The sequence below is a fragment of the Clostridium sp. C8-1-8 genome, assembly GCF_009928445.1.
Classification (GTDB): Bacteria; Bacillota; Clostridia; order Clostridiales; family Clostridiaceae; genus Clostridium_AR.
Map to the genome: position 1 here is coordinate 35497 of NZ_JAABNO010000026.1, position 16761 is coordinate 52257.

Annotated in this window: 19 protein-coding genes; 6 read left to right on the plus strand and 13 right to left on the minus strand. The window is 30.9% G+C overall.

Annotated features, from left to right (window positions below):
• Nucleotides 1-154: 154 nt before the first annotated feature.
• The 4 genes from GXK57_RS20600 to GXK57_RS20615 all read right to left on the minus strand — a co-directional run bounded on the left by GXK57_RS20600 (nucleotide 155) and on the right by GXK57_RS20615 (nucleotide 2075).
• Entirely contained in the window at nucleotides 155-490 is a 336-nt protein-coding gene (locus GXK57_RS20600) for a hypothetical protein (RefSeq protein ID WP_160679909.1), read from the minus strand.
• Between the two features lie 164 nt (nucleotides 491-654).
• A complete protein-coding gene (locus GXK57_RS20605) occupies nucleotides 655-1167 on the minus strand; it encodes a GNAT family N-acetyltransferase (RefSeq protein ID WP_160679944.1) in 513 nt (170 codons plus the stop codon).
• A gap of 329 nt (nucleotides 1168-1496) precedes the next feature.
• Nucleotides 1497-1727 (minus strand): helix-turn-helix transcriptional regulator, encoded by a 231-nt coding sequence (locus tag GXK57_RS20610; protein WP_160679910.1) that lies wholly within the window; start codon nucleotides 1725-1727, stop codon nucleotides 1497-1499.
• Nucleotides 1728-2075 carry a DUF6442 family protein gene (locus GXK57_RS20615; protein WP_160679911.1) on the minus strand — a complete coding sequence of 116 codons (348 nt, stop codon included), beginning with the start codon at nucleotides 2073-2075 and terminating at the stop codon, nucleotides 1728-1730.
• A 512-nt stretch (nucleotides 2076-2587) separates the two neighbouring features.
• On the opposite strand from GXK57_RS20615, the gene GXK57_RS20620 reads away from it, so the two are divergent.
• The gene (locus GXK57_RS20620; protein ID WP_160679912.1) at nucleotides 2588-3175 is read left to right on the plus strand and encodes a DUF6434 domain-containing protein; all 588 of its coding nucleotides are present in this window, start codon (nucleotides 2588-2590) and stop codon (nucleotides 3173-3175) included.
• A gap of 50 nt (nucleotides 3176-3225) precedes the next feature.
• On the opposite strand, the gene GXK57_RS20625 is transcribed toward GXK57_RS20620, so the two are convergent.
• The 4 genes from GXK57_RS20625 to GXK57_RS20640 form a co-directional block, all read right to left on the minus strand.
• Nucleotides 3226-3762, minus strand: a complete 537-nt coding sequence (locus tag GXK57_RS20625; RefSeq protein ID WP_160679913.1) for a GNAT family N-acetyltransferase — start codon at nucleotides 3760-3762, stop codon at nucleotides 3226-3228.
• A 334-nt stretch (nucleotides 3763-4096) separates the two neighbouring features.
• Nucleotides 4097-4867 (minus strand): class I SAM-dependent methyltransferase, encoded by a 771-nt coding sequence (locus tag GXK57_RS20630; RefSeq protein WP_160679914.1) that lies wholly within the window; start codon nucleotides 4865-4867, stop codon nucleotides 4097-4099.
• A 125-nt stretch (nucleotides 4868-4992) separates the two neighbouring features.
• Nucleotides 4993-5640 (minus strand): MBL fold metallo-hydrolase, encoded by a 648-nt coding sequence (locus tag GXK57_RS20635; protein WP_160679915.1) that lies wholly within the window; start codon nucleotides 5638-5640, stop codon nucleotides 4993-4995.
• 100 nt (nucleotides 5641-5740) lie between these two features.
• Complete coding sequence (locus GXK57_RS20640; RefSeq protein ID WP_160679916.1) at nucleotides 5741-6493, minus strand: methyltransferase domain-containing protein; 753 nt, start codon at nucleotides 6491-6493, stop codon at nucleotides 5741-5743.
• 1374 nt (nucleotides 6494-7867) lie between these two features.
• On the opposite strand from GXK57_RS20640, the gene GXK57_RS20645 reads away from it, so the two are divergent.
• Nucleotides 7868-8380, plus strand: a complete 513-nt coding sequence (locus GXK57_RS20645) for a GNAT family N-acetyltransferase (protein ID WP_160679917.1) — start codon at nucleotides 7868-7870, stop codon at nucleotides 8378-8380.
• A 222-nt stretch (nucleotides 8381-8602) separates the two neighbouring features.
• On the opposite strand, the gene GXK57_RS20650 is transcribed toward GXK57_RS20645, so the two are convergent.
• Both GXK57_RS20650 and GXK57_RS20655 read right to left on the minus strand, forming a co-directional pair.
• Nucleotides 8603-9385 carry a class I SAM-dependent methyltransferase gene (locus GXK57_RS20650; protein ID WP_160679918.1) on the minus strand — a complete coding sequence of 261 codons (783 nt, stop codon included), beginning with the start codon at nucleotides 9383-9385 and terminating at the stop codon, nucleotides 8603-8605.
• Between the two features lie 226 nt (nucleotides 9386-9611).
• Entirely contained in the window at nucleotides 9612-10190 is a 579-nt protein-coding gene (locus tag GXK57_RS20655) for a DJ-1/PfpI family protein (protein ID WP_160679919.1), read from the minus strand.
• Between the two features lie 437 nt (nucleotides 10191-10627).
• On the opposite strand from GXK57_RS20655, the gene pyrE reads away from it, so the two are divergent.
• Entirely contained in the window at nucleotides 10628-11152 is a 525-nt protein-coding gene (gene pyrE / locus GXK57_RS20660; protein WP_160679920.1) for an orotate phosphoribosyltransferase, read from the plus strand.
• A 412-nt stretch (nucleotides 11153-11564) separates the two neighbouring features.
• On the opposite strand, the gene GXK57_RS20665 is transcribed toward pyrE, so the two are convergent.
• Nucleotides 11565-12347, minus strand: a complete 783-nt coding sequence (locus GXK57_RS20665; RefSeq protein ID WP_160679921.1) for a class I SAM-dependent methyltransferase — start codon at nucleotides 12345-12347, stop codon at nucleotides 11565-11567.
• Nucleotides 12348-12474: 127 nt separating this feature from the next.
• Entirely contained in the window at nucleotides 12475-12759 is a 285-nt protein-coding gene (locus tag GXK57_RS20670) for a hypothetical protein (RefSeq protein ID WP_160679922.1), read from the minus strand.
• Between the two features lie 863 nt (nucleotides 12760-13622).
• On the opposite strand from GXK57_RS20670, the gene GXK57_RS20675 reads away from it, so the two are divergent.
• The 3 genes from GXK57_RS20675 to GXK57_RS20685 all read left to right on the plus strand — a co-directional run bounded on the left by GXK57_RS20675 (nucleotide 13623) and on the right by GXK57_RS20685 (nucleotide 15866).
• Nucleotides 13623-13982: a hypothetical protein gene (locus GXK57_RS20675; protein ID WP_160679923.1), complete on the plus strand. Its 360-nt coding sequence runs from the start codon at nucleotides 13623-13625 to the stop codon at nucleotides 13980-13982.
• A 135-nt stretch (nucleotides 13983-14117) separates the two neighbouring features.
• Nucleotides 14118-14720, plus strand: coding sequence for an NUDIX domain-containing protein (locus tag GXK57_RS20680; RefSeq protein WP_160679924.1), 603 nt, complete (start codon nucleotides 14118-14120; stop codon nucleotides 14718-14720).
• A gap of 315 nt (nucleotides 14721-15035) precedes the next feature.
• Nucleotides 15036-15866, plus strand: coding sequence for an amidohydrolase family protein (locus GXK57_RS20685; RefSeq protein WP_160679925.1), 831 nt, complete (start codon nucleotides 15036-15038; stop codon nucleotides 15864-15866).
• 224 nt (nucleotides 15867-16090) lie between these two features.
• Here GXK57_RS20685 and GXK57_RS20690 read toward each other — a convergent pair whose 3' ends face one another.
• Nucleotides 16091-16630 (minus strand): DUF4865 family protein, encoded by a 540-nt coding sequence (locus GXK57_RS20690; protein WP_160679926.1) that lies wholly within the window; start codon nucleotides 16628-16630, stop codon nucleotides 16091-16093.
• Nucleotides 16631-16761 lie beyond the last annotated feature (131 nt).

Below are 16761 nucleotides of genomic sequence, written 5' to 3' on the forward strand. Positions count from 1 at the left end.
CAAAATCACTGCTTATGAGGATTTTCTGGTATATGAAAATCAATACTTGAAGTTTATTCCCTACTATACTGCTCTTATAATTAAAAATAGCTTAGAAGTGATACATGCCCCCAGTTGAATTAGCATTTGTATCACTTAAGCTCAATCTGTTAGTTTAATCAGTTTCTATGGCTAATTTATCAAAAAGTCTCAACACATATGAGTTGCCACCTTCTTGTTTCGGATCAAAAATTAGAGTCTCCCAAAAATCTAAATTAATTATAAAATCATATCCTTCTATTGATAGGCCCTGAAGATATTCCTCCCTCATAGCCATATTAATATCAATGGAACCTTCTACAACTTTATCATTGTACAAAAGTCTTAGAGTCTCCATTATTACATTTATATCTTGATGATTTGCATTGTACTTTACAAGAGCAATAGTACTAACTCCAGGCACTTGATGTATTTCCCAGCCATTATTAGCTTGTTTAATTATATTGTACATTCTTTACCTCATCTATAAACCTCTTTTTATTCTGCTAATCAATTACTACTTTTTTAATTGTAGCACAATTTGTAAATACAACTTAACTATAATACTATTTTTACCACGTAATCTCCGACCCTTTGTCTCCTATTCTAAAATAACAGGAACAACAGCTCTGTGCCCTAGTCCCTGCTAATGGAGAATAAAAAATGAGGCACATCAACTCCCCTGTAATGCTTGATAAACTTACCTGTGCAAGTCATTCCATTTCGTATTGCTACGTTTTGTGAAGGTATATTTGTATCTCTGATAATAGAACATACTTCTTTTGCATTTAGCTTGTCAAAAGCGTATTCTTTACAGGCAATTGCTGCCTCACTTGCATATCCGTGATGCCAGTATTCTTTTTGAAGAAGATATCCCACTTCCAGTACCTTATTATCGTTGTAATCTTGCATTGATAACCCGCATTGCCCTATCATTAGGCCAGTTTCTTTCAGAACAACCGCCCATAGACCAAACCCAAATTCTTTATAACGTCCAATTTGTTTGTCAAGCCATCCTTGAACTTCGTCAATGGTAAATGGTCCCTCATAAGCATACATTACCTCATCATCCTGTAAGATCTTGCAAAGATCAGTGAAATCTGCTTGTGTCATCTCTCTTAATAATAATCTTTTAGTTTCTAAAACCATAGCATAACCTCCTATAAATTGTATTAAAATCTGAGATACAAATTTAGATTTGTACATAACATAAACTCAAAGCGTCTTGATGAATTATCAATCAATTTTATAGACCATTATTTAATTTTATGATAATTATTAAAATTTCAGGTTGCCTGTTCTTACAAAATTATCAATCCTTTTTGCAATCTATTTTCTAAGCAAAGATGTACCACTTCAATCCAAAATCTATTTTCAAAACTCCTCGGTATCATTAGAGAGTAATTTCAAAATATAAATTTTATGGCTAAGTGGTACATCTATGCATACATTAGGAACACTAGCTCCGTCCCCTGTCCCTAATCAAAATAAAATAAATCCTCAAATTTCTTATCTAGTGCAATACAAAGAATAAGTGCTAATTTGGCAGTTGGGTTAAATTGCCCTGTCTCAATGGAACTAATGGTGTTTCTAGATACACCTACCATCTCAGCTAATTGAGATTGAGACAACTTTTGCTCTGTCCTAACTTCCTTCAAATTGTTACGTAATACTAAATCGTCTGTTTGCTCTTTTTTAGACTTTACCAATTAAAACCACCCCATGCCAGATCCAATAATCGATGCTAAACAACTAATTGCTCCAATAGTTTCTAAAACCACACATACTAAATACACTTTCTTTTCGCGGTTGTAGTAATAAAGTGTACTGCTCTGGCCAATTATAGCCAGTAACAGTGCTAAAGAGAATACTCTATAATCTGCAAAGGCTTTGCCTGTTATAAGCTTTTGTATAAAAAGGATTATTGACAAAATTGCAAATACCACTATTACAGTATAGTAAGAATTTTCATTTGCTGATTTTTCAATATATTGTTCTCTTTCATCAGTTAATACCTTTTTATTTTTTATTCTTGCCAACATTTCATCTCTATTCATATATAAACCACCTCTCATCATTGCCAAGTAAACTTGGTACTTTTATTATAGCATGCCAAGTTTTCTTGTCAACAACATTTGCCAAGTTTTCTTTGCAAAAAATCAGTAAGTTTGTCCACACGTACTATATTTCTTATTGTTTATTATTTTCTTTAGCCTATGATTGGTATCCTATGCTTTATACTTCCTTAGTATCATAGAATACTTTCTCCGTGCCTTAGTCCCTGCTAAAGTAGGACACTACCTCCGTCCCTCTGTCCCCAAAAGTAACTATCACTGGGCCTGGTATAAAAATACTTTCTTCTGTGTTAATGTTGTATAGGGTAATAAAGTGGCTACAATAAATTTTGTTGTCCAAAAACATTCATGTTTTTATAATAAAAAATCTACTTTTCAATTAGTACAAACCTTCGGCCTCAAGGTTGAAATTTATGCTATAATTATAATAGTTTTACATATATTATCTTACAGCTGTTGCAACAATTAAAACATAATGAATAGAGGAGACATATATGAGTGAACGTCCAGTGCTATCAAAAGAACTAAATCCTGACACCTTTCTTCAATATTATTACTTAAAAGAAGAACTTATTTCATTTTGCAAAGAAAATGGACTTTCTAAAACTGGAGGAAAACAGGATATAAGTAAGAGAATAGAACATTTTTTGAGAACAGGTGAAAAATTAATAAACCCAATAGTTAAAAGAAAAAATGTTGACGTGAATTTGAATGAACTATCTTTAGATAGCATTATTGAAGAAAATTTCGTATGTTCAGAAAAGCATAGAGCCTTTTTTAAAGCAGTAATAGGCAATAACTTTTCCTTTAATGTTACTTTTCAAAAATATCTAAAAACCAGTGCAGGTAAAACATATTCTGATGCAGTAAATGAGTGGTATAAAATACAGGAAGCTAAAAAGAATAATAAAGGTAACTCACCTATAGATAATCAATTTGAATACAACACATATATTCGTGACTTTTTCAAGGACAACAGTGATAAAACCTTAAAGGAAGCAATTAAATGTTGGAAATTCAAAAAGGGGGCAGCAGGACATAATAAGTATGAGAGACAAGACTTATGTGCTCTTGAAAAATAGTTACTTATAGACAAATAGGCAGCCTTTCATAAGACCGCCTATTGTTAGAGTTATAGATCTTTATTTTCAAAGGTAAATACTAGCCTACATCCATCAAAAGTTTCGCCCTGCTTTTCATTGAAATTATCCTTTGTATAAGCTCTAATAGTTTTTCTCCAAAAGCTTTCTGCTCTAGGGTTTGTGCCATTTGGTGCTACATGTAGTCCCCACTTTCCTTTAAACTTATCAAACACCTGCTTTGCTGCAATGGAACCAATATCTTTTCCTCTATAAGGTCTTAATAAAAAGAACTCATAAAGGTAATAATCCATCTCTTTAGGTGCGTATTTGCCAGTGGACACTAAATCAAACCCTGCTGGTTTCCCGTCTACCATTATGATGAAAGGAAACAGTTCATCAGGCTTGTGAAACCAAGTATCCTGTACATCATATTGCTCAGCTAAGGTCTTTATAGGCTCAGTCTCATAAATACCATACTCATTAGGTAAATTTCCATAGAACTCAGATAAATCATGCAAATATAATGGATAAAGATTTTTTATGATATTTGCATTTTGTTCATTTGCTAAAATTGCTTTTACTTCCATAGCATAGTCTCCTATCTATAATCGATGTAATACTTTATAATAAAATTTAGATTTTCAAGTTTCCTATAAAAATAAGAGAGATCTTAAAAATAGATATAAACTCAAAATGTTGTCTCCTTAGATATGGCTCCTCATTCAAAAGTTTATCATTTATAATCTGTTAAAATAACATATTAAATTAAGTTGGCATTAATTCGATGCTTTAATAAGATTGGACAAATAATTTATACTTTTTATTCATATCCCACCGATGTATCACTCCATAATTTTTTATATCTCTATTTAAATAAAAGTAAGACAAAAGCCCTTCACTCTTAATATTAAAAATCTATTTCTACTTCTTTCCTATATATAGTCCATGCTCGCTGATGCCCAATGTAGTCCTGTTTTCACACATACTTAAATGCATCCTCACATATCTTTCAAAAGTATCTTCTGACATTTTTTCAAGAGTATCTCGCATGCAAAACAATGGTCCGTCAGAAGCAATATTGTACAATTGATTAATATTAAACTTCTTCATTTCATTTTCAACCATTTCTGGCGATGAAGCATAAAAAAGATTAGAATTTTCTAAATGTCCCTTCTGCATATAATACTCAAACCTATTGAAATTTAACAACATTTCTTCAGCATGCCCAAAAAAATTAGCATACCTATTAATATATGCTAATGCGTATATTCCGCCTTTCTTTAGCACTCTCAAACTTTCAGATATACTCTTCTCCCGTTTGTCATCCTCACATATATGATAGTAAGACCCAAAATTAAGTACAATATCAAAGCTTTCGTCTTTAAAACGTGATAAATCTAAAATGCTGCCTTCATAAATATCTTTAAGCACTGGAGTGTATTTCTGCTGTTCACGAATCATATTAACATTAACATCTATTAAGTCTCCTGCCACAATACTGTGCCCTTCTTTAGCAAGTGCAAATGCATATTTGCCAGAGCCAGCACAGGCATCCAAAATACTACTATTTTTAGGGATTGCTTTATTCAGATATGTCATTGTGGTAATATACTCCACTCTACCAGGGTTTGATTCTAAACGTTCACTTTCATCATTAAACTCATGATAAAACCTGAGAATTTCGTCTTCCATTTTCATTACCCCCAAACTATTTAAAGTTAATACATAGTATTACTAGAAGTAAAATTTAACTGTAGGTTGTCTATTTTTCCGACAATTGCTTTAGATACGGGACAGAAGCTCCGTCCCCGTGTCCCTTAGTTGTACTTCATCAGGGCAATTCCTGAATATTCTCTAATATTGGTGCTGTTTAGTTCCAGTTCTTTGTATTCTTTTACTTGCAGAGCAGATGCTGCTAAGAATTTATCAACTTTTGCAAATGCTAGCCCCATTGGGCCTAGTGCTTTTGTTCTGTAGTGCATTGGAATAACCACTGTTGGATTTAATTTATGCATTACCTTTACTGCATCAGCAGCATCTATGGTAAAGCCTCCCCCAACAGGAACAAGCAGTATATCTACCTCTCCTATTTCCTTTACTAGATCATCACTTAACGTATGACCTAAATCTCCGCAATGACAAAGCTTTATTCCGTCTATTGTAAAGTTATATACTATATTTTTACCTCTTTTTGCTCCTGACACTTTATCATGAAAGGTTTCCACACCTTTTATCTCTATGCCATGTTCTAAAAAACTACCAGTTTTATTTATGTGTACAAAGCTGCCCTTAACCGCTTGTATATAATTATGATCTCCATGTACATGGCTGGTTGCTACTATTTCCGCTTCAATTTCTTCTGGCAATTTATATCCTAGCATATTTTTGTAAGGATCTATCAGTATTCTTGTACCATTTTCCGATGTTATCATAAAACATGAGTGTCCATACCATTTAATTTTCATTGAAAATCCCTCCTTGCTAACTCATATTTATTTTATTATGTGCTGCAAAGTAAGTACATACTTCGTTTAATAAGAGTGAGCTTCAGGTTCAGTGAAATAGTTATGGTTTCCTTGCTAAATATAAAACTATGGTATCCTTTAGAGTTATCTTGTTACCGAAACTAAGGATTACATCTCTAATTCCTTTATAAAAGCTTGATTTATAAGGCTCCTTTAGGGTTATGTGAGGAGCATGGGTACTTATCCAAGCTACATATTCATCAGCATTAAGCTCTCTGGTTTTGTTATAACTACGGCATTCAATATCAGTAAAACCATATTTTTCAGTATTATTGTACTCTATATGGCAGGTATAATCTGTTTCTGGATGAAAATACTTATCGTAAACTTCCTGCAGCTTCATATATAAAAGCTCATTAGCACTCTTTTCATCTGTTTTAGTAAACATCATGGCAAAAGTTCCATGACTTTTTAGCATGTGGTAGACTTTTGGAAAAGCAATTTCCTCTGGTATCCATTGAATAGTCGCTGCTGAATATACCAAATCAAATTGATTATGTCCAAAATCATAGCTTTCAAAGTCAGCGTTTACAAGGTGAAAATTCTCATAGCAGCTAAATTTATTTTTTGTATACTCCGCAAGCTTCTCCCCAAGTTCAATGGCTAAATAATTACAGCCTGTCTTCAATATAGGCTCTGTAGCCTGCCCAGTGCCTGGACCAATTTCAAGAGTTGCTTTTTCATTATCAAGCTTTGAGTATTGTATAATGTCAGTGAAAACTTCATCACAATAACGGGTTCTCCATTTGTCAAATTCCTCAGGAATACTATTAAAAACCTTCCTAAAATCCATGAAAATCACTTCCTTCATAATTATATAATTGTAGAATTGTTTTTTTAAGTTCTCCTTTTTATATCAATATTAGTTATCTTAGTTTGATTTGATATGATAGCATACTATTTCATTATATAATTATAAAGCAAAAGTTACCATATTTGTTTTTATGTTGAAGTAGTTTTTTCCGCTATTCAATTGCGATAAGCTTATAATCAAGCTGTTGTAATTTTACATATACCTGATGCATAGATCTTGCAATTTTTACTGGTATGTATTAAATAATTTAAATATACAACTACTTCAATGCTTTAACTGAAAATTAAACTCTCCCTTAATCTACGCAACTCTATTTTGAAGTAGTATATCATTTTGTAATAAAATTTATATTTTCAAATTCCCATTTTATAATCATGATGAGCCTTGAAGATACATTGCAGAGCGTAGTGGTGTATCTTTATATTCAGACCTATATTGATATGTATTCAAAAAATGTTGTTAGTGTTTTTACCTCGTACAAGGTTAAGCTTTTAATTTAAAATTATCAATTATCTATAAGACTAAAGCTTTAGAACTGATATAAGAAAGCTTTATCAGAATCAAAAATTTATTCTTGCAGCTTTATTGATTTTTCAATATGCATCTGAATTTTTTATAACAATAAGTGTAGTATTTAATCGTACTGAATCTTAATATTTGGCTTTGTTTTAAATAAATGCTTATAAATTAGAGACACTCCAATCTTATGCTATTATTAGTCAACTAAATAAGAGTTTGCGGTTAGCCTATGCAGATATAGCTACTATTTTATCAGGTGTTTCTATTCTTTCTTGTCTTGATAAAGAACAATTATTCAACCCTATCGAAGAAATAATTACAACTTTTTTCCTATGCATAAACTTAGCACAAGAAGTTAGAGAGAGTTGGTGTTCACAAGGTAAACTATGCACTTATTGCACTTATTAAATGGTAGTTAGAGCTGGGAAGCATAAGGGCTAAAAACTTTATAGTTCCAAGCAATGTACCACATTCGTATGCTAAAATGAAAAACTAAAAATAAAGAACTAACCTATGAACGGCACATGTTATATTTTGTAAATAATGTTATAATAAGTGTGATTGAAATCTATAGTTTAATAACCAATAGTATATTAAAGCGACCTAATTCTAAAATACAACTTATTGAAAATCAAATAACTTCCTATAAGTATTATCATAATATCAATATCTTTTTAAATACAGCCTAATATTTGCTAAAGAATCTCTACCATGAGCTACAATGCATATGTTATAACTTGTAAGATGTTCTACAATAAGCATTAAATACAACTTAGAGTGTTTTGCAATATTACTTTACTATTCATTACTGAAATAACAAAGGAGACTATTATAATGAAAGAAAATTTAGAAACGAATAGATTGATTATTAGAAGTACGAAGATTGAAGATACTGATTTTTGTTTGGATATATGGTTAGATGATGAAATGGGGAAATATTTATCAGACCCACCTCGTGAAAAAGCAGGAGGTATATATTTAAAGTGGAAGGAAAATGTAGAAATTTATTCTGGTTGCTATTACTTTGTTGCAGTATCAAAGGAAACTGATTGCTATATTGGAACATGCAGTGCCGTTCCAAGCGAAGATAAAAAGCACTGGGATTTAGGATATGCCATTCATAAAAGCTATTGGAATCAAGGATATGCTACAGAAATGATAAAGGCACTAATTGATTTTTGTCATCTTAATGGTGCAATAAAAATAACTGCTCCAGTAGCAAAAGAAAATATAGCTTCAAATGCTGTCTTAAAGAAGCTTAACTTTTATGTTGAAAAAGAAGGTACTTTTAAAAAAAGCGGTACTGACATTGTATACGATGAGTACATATACAGACTTGACTTATAATAATTACTAATTGATTATTTTAATAAAGTTATAAGGTTCCACCCCCCACATTTCTTTAATACATTCACGTATACTAATCTAATTAATATGGTCACCCTTTTAAAAGTAATTTTAGCAGACTGTGTATAATTAATTTATACATGTTCGATAATCACAGCTTCTTAAGATTATCTGGCATGCATAAATTAATATATTAAAATTATATTTTATTAATAATATCAGCTAAGGTTTTCTTGCCAGCTGCAAATCTATGGTATCATAAGCATCAATTTTTCCTCCGTAACTGTCAATTACAGCTTTCAATTTACTGAAGAATTCTTCTCTATCAGCTTTTTCCATTGCAATATATTCTGAATATGTGCCTATAAAATTAATGTACTCTTGGGAACTAAAGGTTCTTGTTCTGTGATATAATTTGTATTTTATATCAATAAAACCGTATTTCCTACTGATTTCTGCTCTTTCTTTGCATTTCTCTTCGCTGTATTCTGGGCCAAGGTTATTGGTTGGCATATATTGTGAATATACCTCCTGCATAGCAAGATGCATCTCTTCTCTTCCTTTATCTTTGTAAGAATGATTGGCAAAGCGAGCAAATATTCCACCGCTTTTTAACATTTCATATACCTTTGTATATCCCAGTTCTTCAGGTATCCAATGAAAAGCAGTGGCTGAATATATCATGTCATATGAATTAGGTGGGCACTGATAATCTTGAAAAGAAGTATTCTCTACGTTAAGGTTCTTGTAGGTGCTAAATTTTTGTTTTGTATACTCTGCTAACTTATCTCCTAATTCTATAGCTGTTATAGAACAGCCTTTCTGAAGAATAGGTAATGTAGCTTGGCCTGTTCCAATACCTACTTCAAGCACCTTACTTGATGAATTAATTTTCTTATATCGGAAAATATCTTCATACAATTCTGCAACATAAGTTGGTCTCCATTTGTCATATTCCGCATACATGTCATTAAAGGTTGTTTCTAATCCTTCAATTATAGCCATTGATATTTCCTCCTCTTATAGGTATCCAACAACTATTAATTTATACATACCTGATGATCATAAACAAAATGGAATCATCTAATCCCTAGAAGCCTGTATCATCGAATATTTATAAATTAAATTTTCATAAAGTATACCTATATATAAATTATTAATTGATTTAAGAAACTGAAGAAGAACGTAATAACAAGTTAATTATATTAATTATTCAGACACAGAACTCTCATTAAAATCCCATGGCTTTTTTAACTACTTCCATCTGTTCTTTTGATGTCAATAATTCCAATAGTTTAAAGGCAACTCCTGATGCTGTCTGTGGACAATATGAAGTAATAATATTCTTATCTATTACTATAGGCTCATTAACTACCGCTACTGAAAACTCAGCTAACTGCTTTTGACGATACCCATCTCTCAAATGATAAGTTGTTGCTTTACGATTATTCAACACTCCACTTTTCCCTAAGGGTAAGGCAGCAACACAAATAGTTGCAATGATTTTTCCCTTGGCTTCAAATTCTCTAATTAGGTTTAAAAACTTTTCGTCATATGCTTCTTCATAAAATCCATACTCCTCAAACCCTCCTGGAATTGCTAATGCATCATATTTATCAACATCTATATCATCTATTAAACGATCTACTGCTATAGGAATATTAAAAGTACTCATAACCTCTCTGTTAAATCCACAGGTTTCAACTTGCACATCATATCCATAATCATTCCTTGCCCAACCTAAAACATCCACAAAAGCACTAAACTCCATGGTTTCAAAGCCCTTGGCCAAAAGTAACAATGTTTTCATATCCTTCTCCTCCACTTTACCTACAAACTCTTACAGCCCAAAATTAAGTAAATACTAAATAATTAAATTATACGTAATACTTACTTCAGGCATATATCCATTATACATTTACCAACCATCATATTCCATATTTGTTTTTATGTAACTATTGATTTTATAACTATGTCTGCTATTTCAGCAAATTTACTGCTGATTTATGGTGAGGTTCTACTTATTTACTATGTATATTAAACTACTTATTAAATAAATTAGAGTAATCTACCATATATTCTTCTTAAAGATATACCAATTCAAGCCTAAATCTATTTTCACCCCCCCTAAAACCTCCCAGTGACAAATTGGAAAATATGTTATAATAATGATTAAACTAAATTATAATCAGTTGTAGTTTAGAACGAGGTAGTACAACTATATAAAAGTATTTGGAGGGGATAATATTGAGACGAGAAGACTTGTGTAAAGCAATTTATGAAGTAGCACACTTAGAAGGAACTTTTAAGCTGAGGTCCGGACAAGTTTCAAATGAATATTTTGATAAATATCTATTTGAATCTAATCCAGCAATTTTGAAAGGAATTGCTAAACATCTGGCAGAGCAATTACCGGATGGTACAGAAATTCTAGCAGGTTTAGAAATGGGTGGAATTCCAATAGCAACAGCCTTATCAATTGAAACAGGAATTCCAGTAGTATTTGTAAGAAAAAAAGCTAAAGAATATGGTACGTGCAAATTGGCAGAAGGAATTGACTTTAGAAATAAAAAAGTATGTATTATAGAGGATGTTGTCACAACTGGTGGGCAAATATTATTAAGTGCAGAGGATTTAAGAGGCTTTGGAGCAAAATTAGAGAATGTACTATGCGTTATAGAGAGAAATCCTGATGGACGAAAAAAGCTTAAAGAATCCGGATTGGAGTTAAAAGCACTTTTCACAATGGATGAATTGAAAGTACATAAATAAATCAAGAGCACAGTTTCACCACAAGGGTTATTTATAGATCTCATATTTTTAAGTGCAAGCTTTTTTCAAACTATAGGGAACCAAATTCAACTATTAATTTATACATGCTGCAAAGATACCTAGAATCCGCGATTTTTCAACATGCATAACTTAAGCTTTCGTAATGCCCCCTATATATTAACCCGCAGTGAAAAGAAAAATCACCACTGAAATGCTTATACAGTGGTGATTTTCAAATAAACAACAACTCTGCTAAATCAATGTATGTTATCTGAATAAAAATAAAGCAAGTATACTTCCATACATGCTTTCTATTTATTAGAATCTATAAATATTAGTATTAAATAGCTCACTTTGATAAGTAGAAGCTCTGTATTCTTCGGCAAAACTACCTGCCACGTTAATAAGACAGCTAAGGTTTTCTTGCAAGTTGCAAATCTATGGTATCGTAAATAGTAATTTTCCCTCCGTAACTATCGATTATATTTTTTATCTTATTAAAAAACACTTTTCTCTTAGTTTCTTCTATTGCTATGTGGTCTGAATATGTGCCTAGCAGATATATATATTCTTGTGAAGTAAAGGTTCTTGTTCTGTGATATAGTTTGTATTCCACATCAACGAATCCATATTTTTTACTTATGTCTGCTAACTCCTTGCACTGCTCCTCGCTATATTCTGGCCTCAAAGTGGAAGCTGACATATATTCTGAATATACCTCTTGAATAGCACTATCCATATCTTCTCTTCCTTTGTCTTTATACGGGTGATTAGCAAAACGGGCGAATATTCCCCCACTTTTTATCATTTCATATACCTTTTTATAGCCTAGTTCTTCAGGTATCCAGTGAAAAGCAGTAGCTGAGTAGATCATGTCATATGAGTTTGGTTGGCACTGATAATCTTGAAAAGCAATATTTTTTATACTAAGATTGTTGTAGTTGCTAAATTTTTGCTTTGTATACTCTGCTAACTTATCTCCAAGTTCTATAGCTGTTAATGAGCAACCTTTCTCAAGGATAGGCAGTGTAGCTTGACCAGTGCCAATCCCTACTTCAAGAACTTTACTTGATGGATTGATTTCCTTATATTCCATAATGTCTTCATATAATTCAGAAACATAAGTTGGTCTCCATTTGTCATATTCAGCGTAAACATTATTAAATGTGGTTTCCAAGCCTTTAAGTATAGCCATTAATCTTTGCCTCCTCTTATACAAATCTTAGTTAATTTTAAATAATTAAAAAGTACACGCTATATATCCTATGATCAAAATCATTTTGCAATAAAATTCCCCCTATTAATTGAGCCAAAAATTCTATCTATTTTCCTACTTTCATTCCAACTGTAACACCAGTTAATATTCCACCCAATATGAAATATGCAGTAGTTGGAAGGTTAATTACGTATATAGATAATACTCCTATAAAAAACATAACTGCAAATGTAGATAAAAAACTAACGGCTGCCAACCATTCTTGTTTTATGTGTAGTCTTAAACTAATTCTACTGTTCATATTATATTTTTCATCAATTTTTAAATAAATAATCTGACTTATTGTTAAGGCTAATATCATTGGTAATAGCTTGTATAGAAAATCATTCATAATCTTTCATCCCCCATAGGTAATTTGCGCCTATAAATCAAGTATTTTACCTCTCTAAAGGAATACTATTTGAAATTTACTAGCTACAACATCTATATATTACCTAATTATATCATTTTTTCTAAAACCAACAAATCCTTAACTCTATATTTTATTACATCAGCCTAACAAAGTATTTAATTTTACAATCTATTAATGTAAATAAGCTATTATTATATATAAATGGATTTTATCAGAAATCTATTTTTTAATTTCTCTGACTTCTGAGGTGCGAATTAGAAATTATAATTTATTATTAAGGCTATGTTAAAGTACTGTGTTGAAATTAAGTGGTCAGTCATCCGATGTTTAGATTCGCTTGCGCAAAGAATTAATATGATTTTGTCATATTCCATGGCTAAAACTGTAAACTCACTACGTTCGAACAGTACAGTTTCTTAACGCCATTCCATCTGAAAAAATCATTTAATTCTAATTGCTCGCTCATATATCATCTCCTTCATGACCACTTAATTTCAACAATATTATTAAACATAGCTATTATTAAAAGTGATGCAACCAATTGTCTTTCCGAATATATATGTTTGTTTAGATAGATTAAACTCTTCGTTATAGAAAAAGAAAGCATAAAGATCAAAATCCTAATGATAGAATCTCTTAATTATATAAAATTAAAGACTTTTGACATAGGAAAGTGTCTTATATAGTTACTTCAATGCCTTGAGGAACATAAAGTATATATTGTATAATAAGGCTCTAATTCTAATATTTACAATTAAATCCACAAAGTAGTACAATATAAATTATCAAACCAATGGAGCGGCTTATATAAAGCCATATTAAAATTATTCATCTTAATTATTGTGATAAGTTGTTTTATTTTAACAGGCTGTACTAAGAGTAGCCCTAAATATAATCACGGTAATTCAACCTTTACTAAAGACGGTTCTTCTGAAATAAGTAAAGGTAATAATAGCTTTGATTTTGAGGTAGATAAAAGTTTTAAGACAGTAAAACTCAAATTAGATATTAAAACTGATGAAGGGAATCTGGAATGGGAAGCAAAAGATCCTACTGGAAAAATAGTTTGGAACGGAAATTTGAAGGAAAAATCTTCATTTGCTGAAACAAAAGATTTTGCACCAGTAGAAGGTAAATGGAGTCTAACAATTAAAACTGAAAAAGCAAGTGGTTATTACGACATTGTATGGTCAAATAAGTAAAAGTAATATGAAAAGTTTAGGTTTTGTTAAAGTCCCCCGTTAAAGTTAAGTTGTCAATCATGATACTTGGATGACTGACGACTTAATTTCAACACTATTATTTATTAAAGCTATTATTTAAAGGAGGGACCTTGAATGTTTGAATTAAATGTATTGAATGCTTTTAAAACTGTGGGCTCATTTATTTTTTATCAAGATACACTAGTATTCATGATTGGGCCAGACAACACAGGTAAGAGATTAGGCATAATGCGGCTAGGTGGTCATATAGAAAAGGATGAAAGCTTGCTACAGGCCTTAGAAAGAGAAATTAAAGAAGAAGGGGCAGTTGAAGTAAGTTTGTTTAATGCTCAAAATACATTTTATAAAGCAAATTGGGCAGATACCAATTACTGCAACATATCAAATAAATTACAATGGGATATTAAGCCCTTAATTATAACTGGAGATAACTCTCGTTCAACCGCTGTTTTTCTATCATATACTGAAGAAGAGCCAAAGCCATCATCAGAAGCTCATGGATTGATCTTTCTTAAAGAAGAAGACATAAGATATATTTGTACAAGAAAGCTTCATTTAATAGATTTTCTAAACAGTGGCGGGAAACTTATTCAGCAGAAAGAGCTAGACCTTAATATGGAAATGTATGCAGGTGTTCACCTTTCATTTTTAAATAAACTTATGGAAGATGATAATAGTTTTATTCATAGCTATTTTACTAGGAGTTTACAAAAGTAAGCTACTTTGCCCTACTCTGTAATTTAAGTTATATTGTTCGTAAAATGTACCTTACTTTACTGATTGTCATAAAAAAAGCTCCACCCACATTTTTTGAATACATTCATATATACTGTTTTAATTGATATAACTGCTCCTTTAATCTTCATATTGAATCATAATCATTTTGATTTTCACAACTTTCTTATCATTCTCAAATAGCTATATCCATTTAAATCAATACCTAACTGCTGATATATATGGTTATAACTTCATTAATTTGACAAGAGTATTTATTTATAGAAAAAAATAATCATACGATAGGAGATTAAAGTAATGATAATAGATGGTCATGCTCATGCTGCTGGAGACTTTTGCAGAGCTCTTGATATTATAAAAATCCTAAATGAAAATAATGTAGATTATGTAGTGTTAGCTGGTACTCCTCAAATTAACAGTGAAAAAAATCAGGATTTGTCCTTTTTCTCTAAATTTGCTGAGAAGCATCCTGAAGGTCTAATATATTTTACCAATATCATTGTAAAGCAAGTTAACTCTTTAAATAGAACCTCTAAGAATATAGAGCTTGGAAATGAATATGTCTATAACTTGGTTAAACAGTATCCTGATAGAATAATTCAGTTTTACTGGATTGATCCAGCTGAAAAAAACATATTAGCAAAACTTGATGAAAAATATAAACTGTATAATTTTAAAGGTATAAAGCTACACCAGTGTATTAATAAGTTTAATTTGAAAGAAAGTTATATGCATGAAATAGCCCAGTGGGCTGGTATAAAAGGCCTTCCTATATTTATTCACCTTACTTCAAAAAAAGATATTGTGGATATGGTTCAATTGATTAGCCATCATAAAAACACAAACTTTATTATAGGTCATTTGATTGGTTTAGAAGTTTTTATAGAATCTAATGTAGTGTTTCCAAATGTATTTTTTGATATATCCTGTCCCCAACTAGTTCCTAAAACTAAGATTTTATCTTGTATAAGAAAGTTTGGTGCAGAAAAAGTAATTATGGGATCAGATACTCCCTATGGTAAAAACAATCTTAGTAGTGTAATTTCTAATGTTCAAAATCTATCCATAACAAGCCATGAAAAGGACTTAATTTTAGGTGATAATATGAGAGATTTATTAAAATTATAGTCATCAAAAAGTATTTTTACTGAGGATTTCATCTATAGCCCACAAAATAATATTTATGATTAAGTATATATAAAATCAGTGAATACATATTTTTAGAAGGATTACTCCTTAAGCTAAATAGCGAACTTCCTCAGTATCATATTGACGCTTTATATTATACTTTTACTTACAAATTGATGTAATCGCTCTGCTTTAAAGCCTAATTTTTCGTATTAAAACCTCTTTTATTGTGATATATGAAGTATTTCATAGACTGTTCCTTCTTCTAATCCTTTACTGCTCAAGGTATCTACAAAGTAAAATATACTATATTTCCATTTATCAGGATTATAAATAACTATATACTCTGCATTTTTAATTTTTATAACTTCCTCTTCTACTTTATCTTTAAAATTATCAAGACTTTGCTGCTGTTTTATTTCTCTTGTTATTTCCAATAGATATTTGCTATCTTTAATTTTAGAGGTGGTGGTATCAATCAATGGTATTCCTACATTTACTTTTTGCCAGCCAAAAGAAGTTATTATATTGTCATAGAACCCCTTAAATAAGAACTTATTTAGTCCATTACTATCTTTCCAAAGATATAAAGGACTGTAGCTGTTTTGTAAATTGTTATTCTTTCCTCTTTCGGTTATTAGGTACAACTTAAATTTCAAGTCTTCAAATCCATCTGTTTTATGTCCGTTGTTTTTAACTCTATCCCTTACTATATTCATATCATAATCACTAGGTAATATTATTTTATATTGTGTTGCTATCATTTCTTTTATCCTCCCTTTATTTTTACTAGCTCTATAAAGGTCTGAAATCTATAAAGACTGCAATTTTCATTAAAGTATTAGTTTATGAATGTGAAAAATTACTAGAAGCTATAATTTTTAAACGTGCTTGA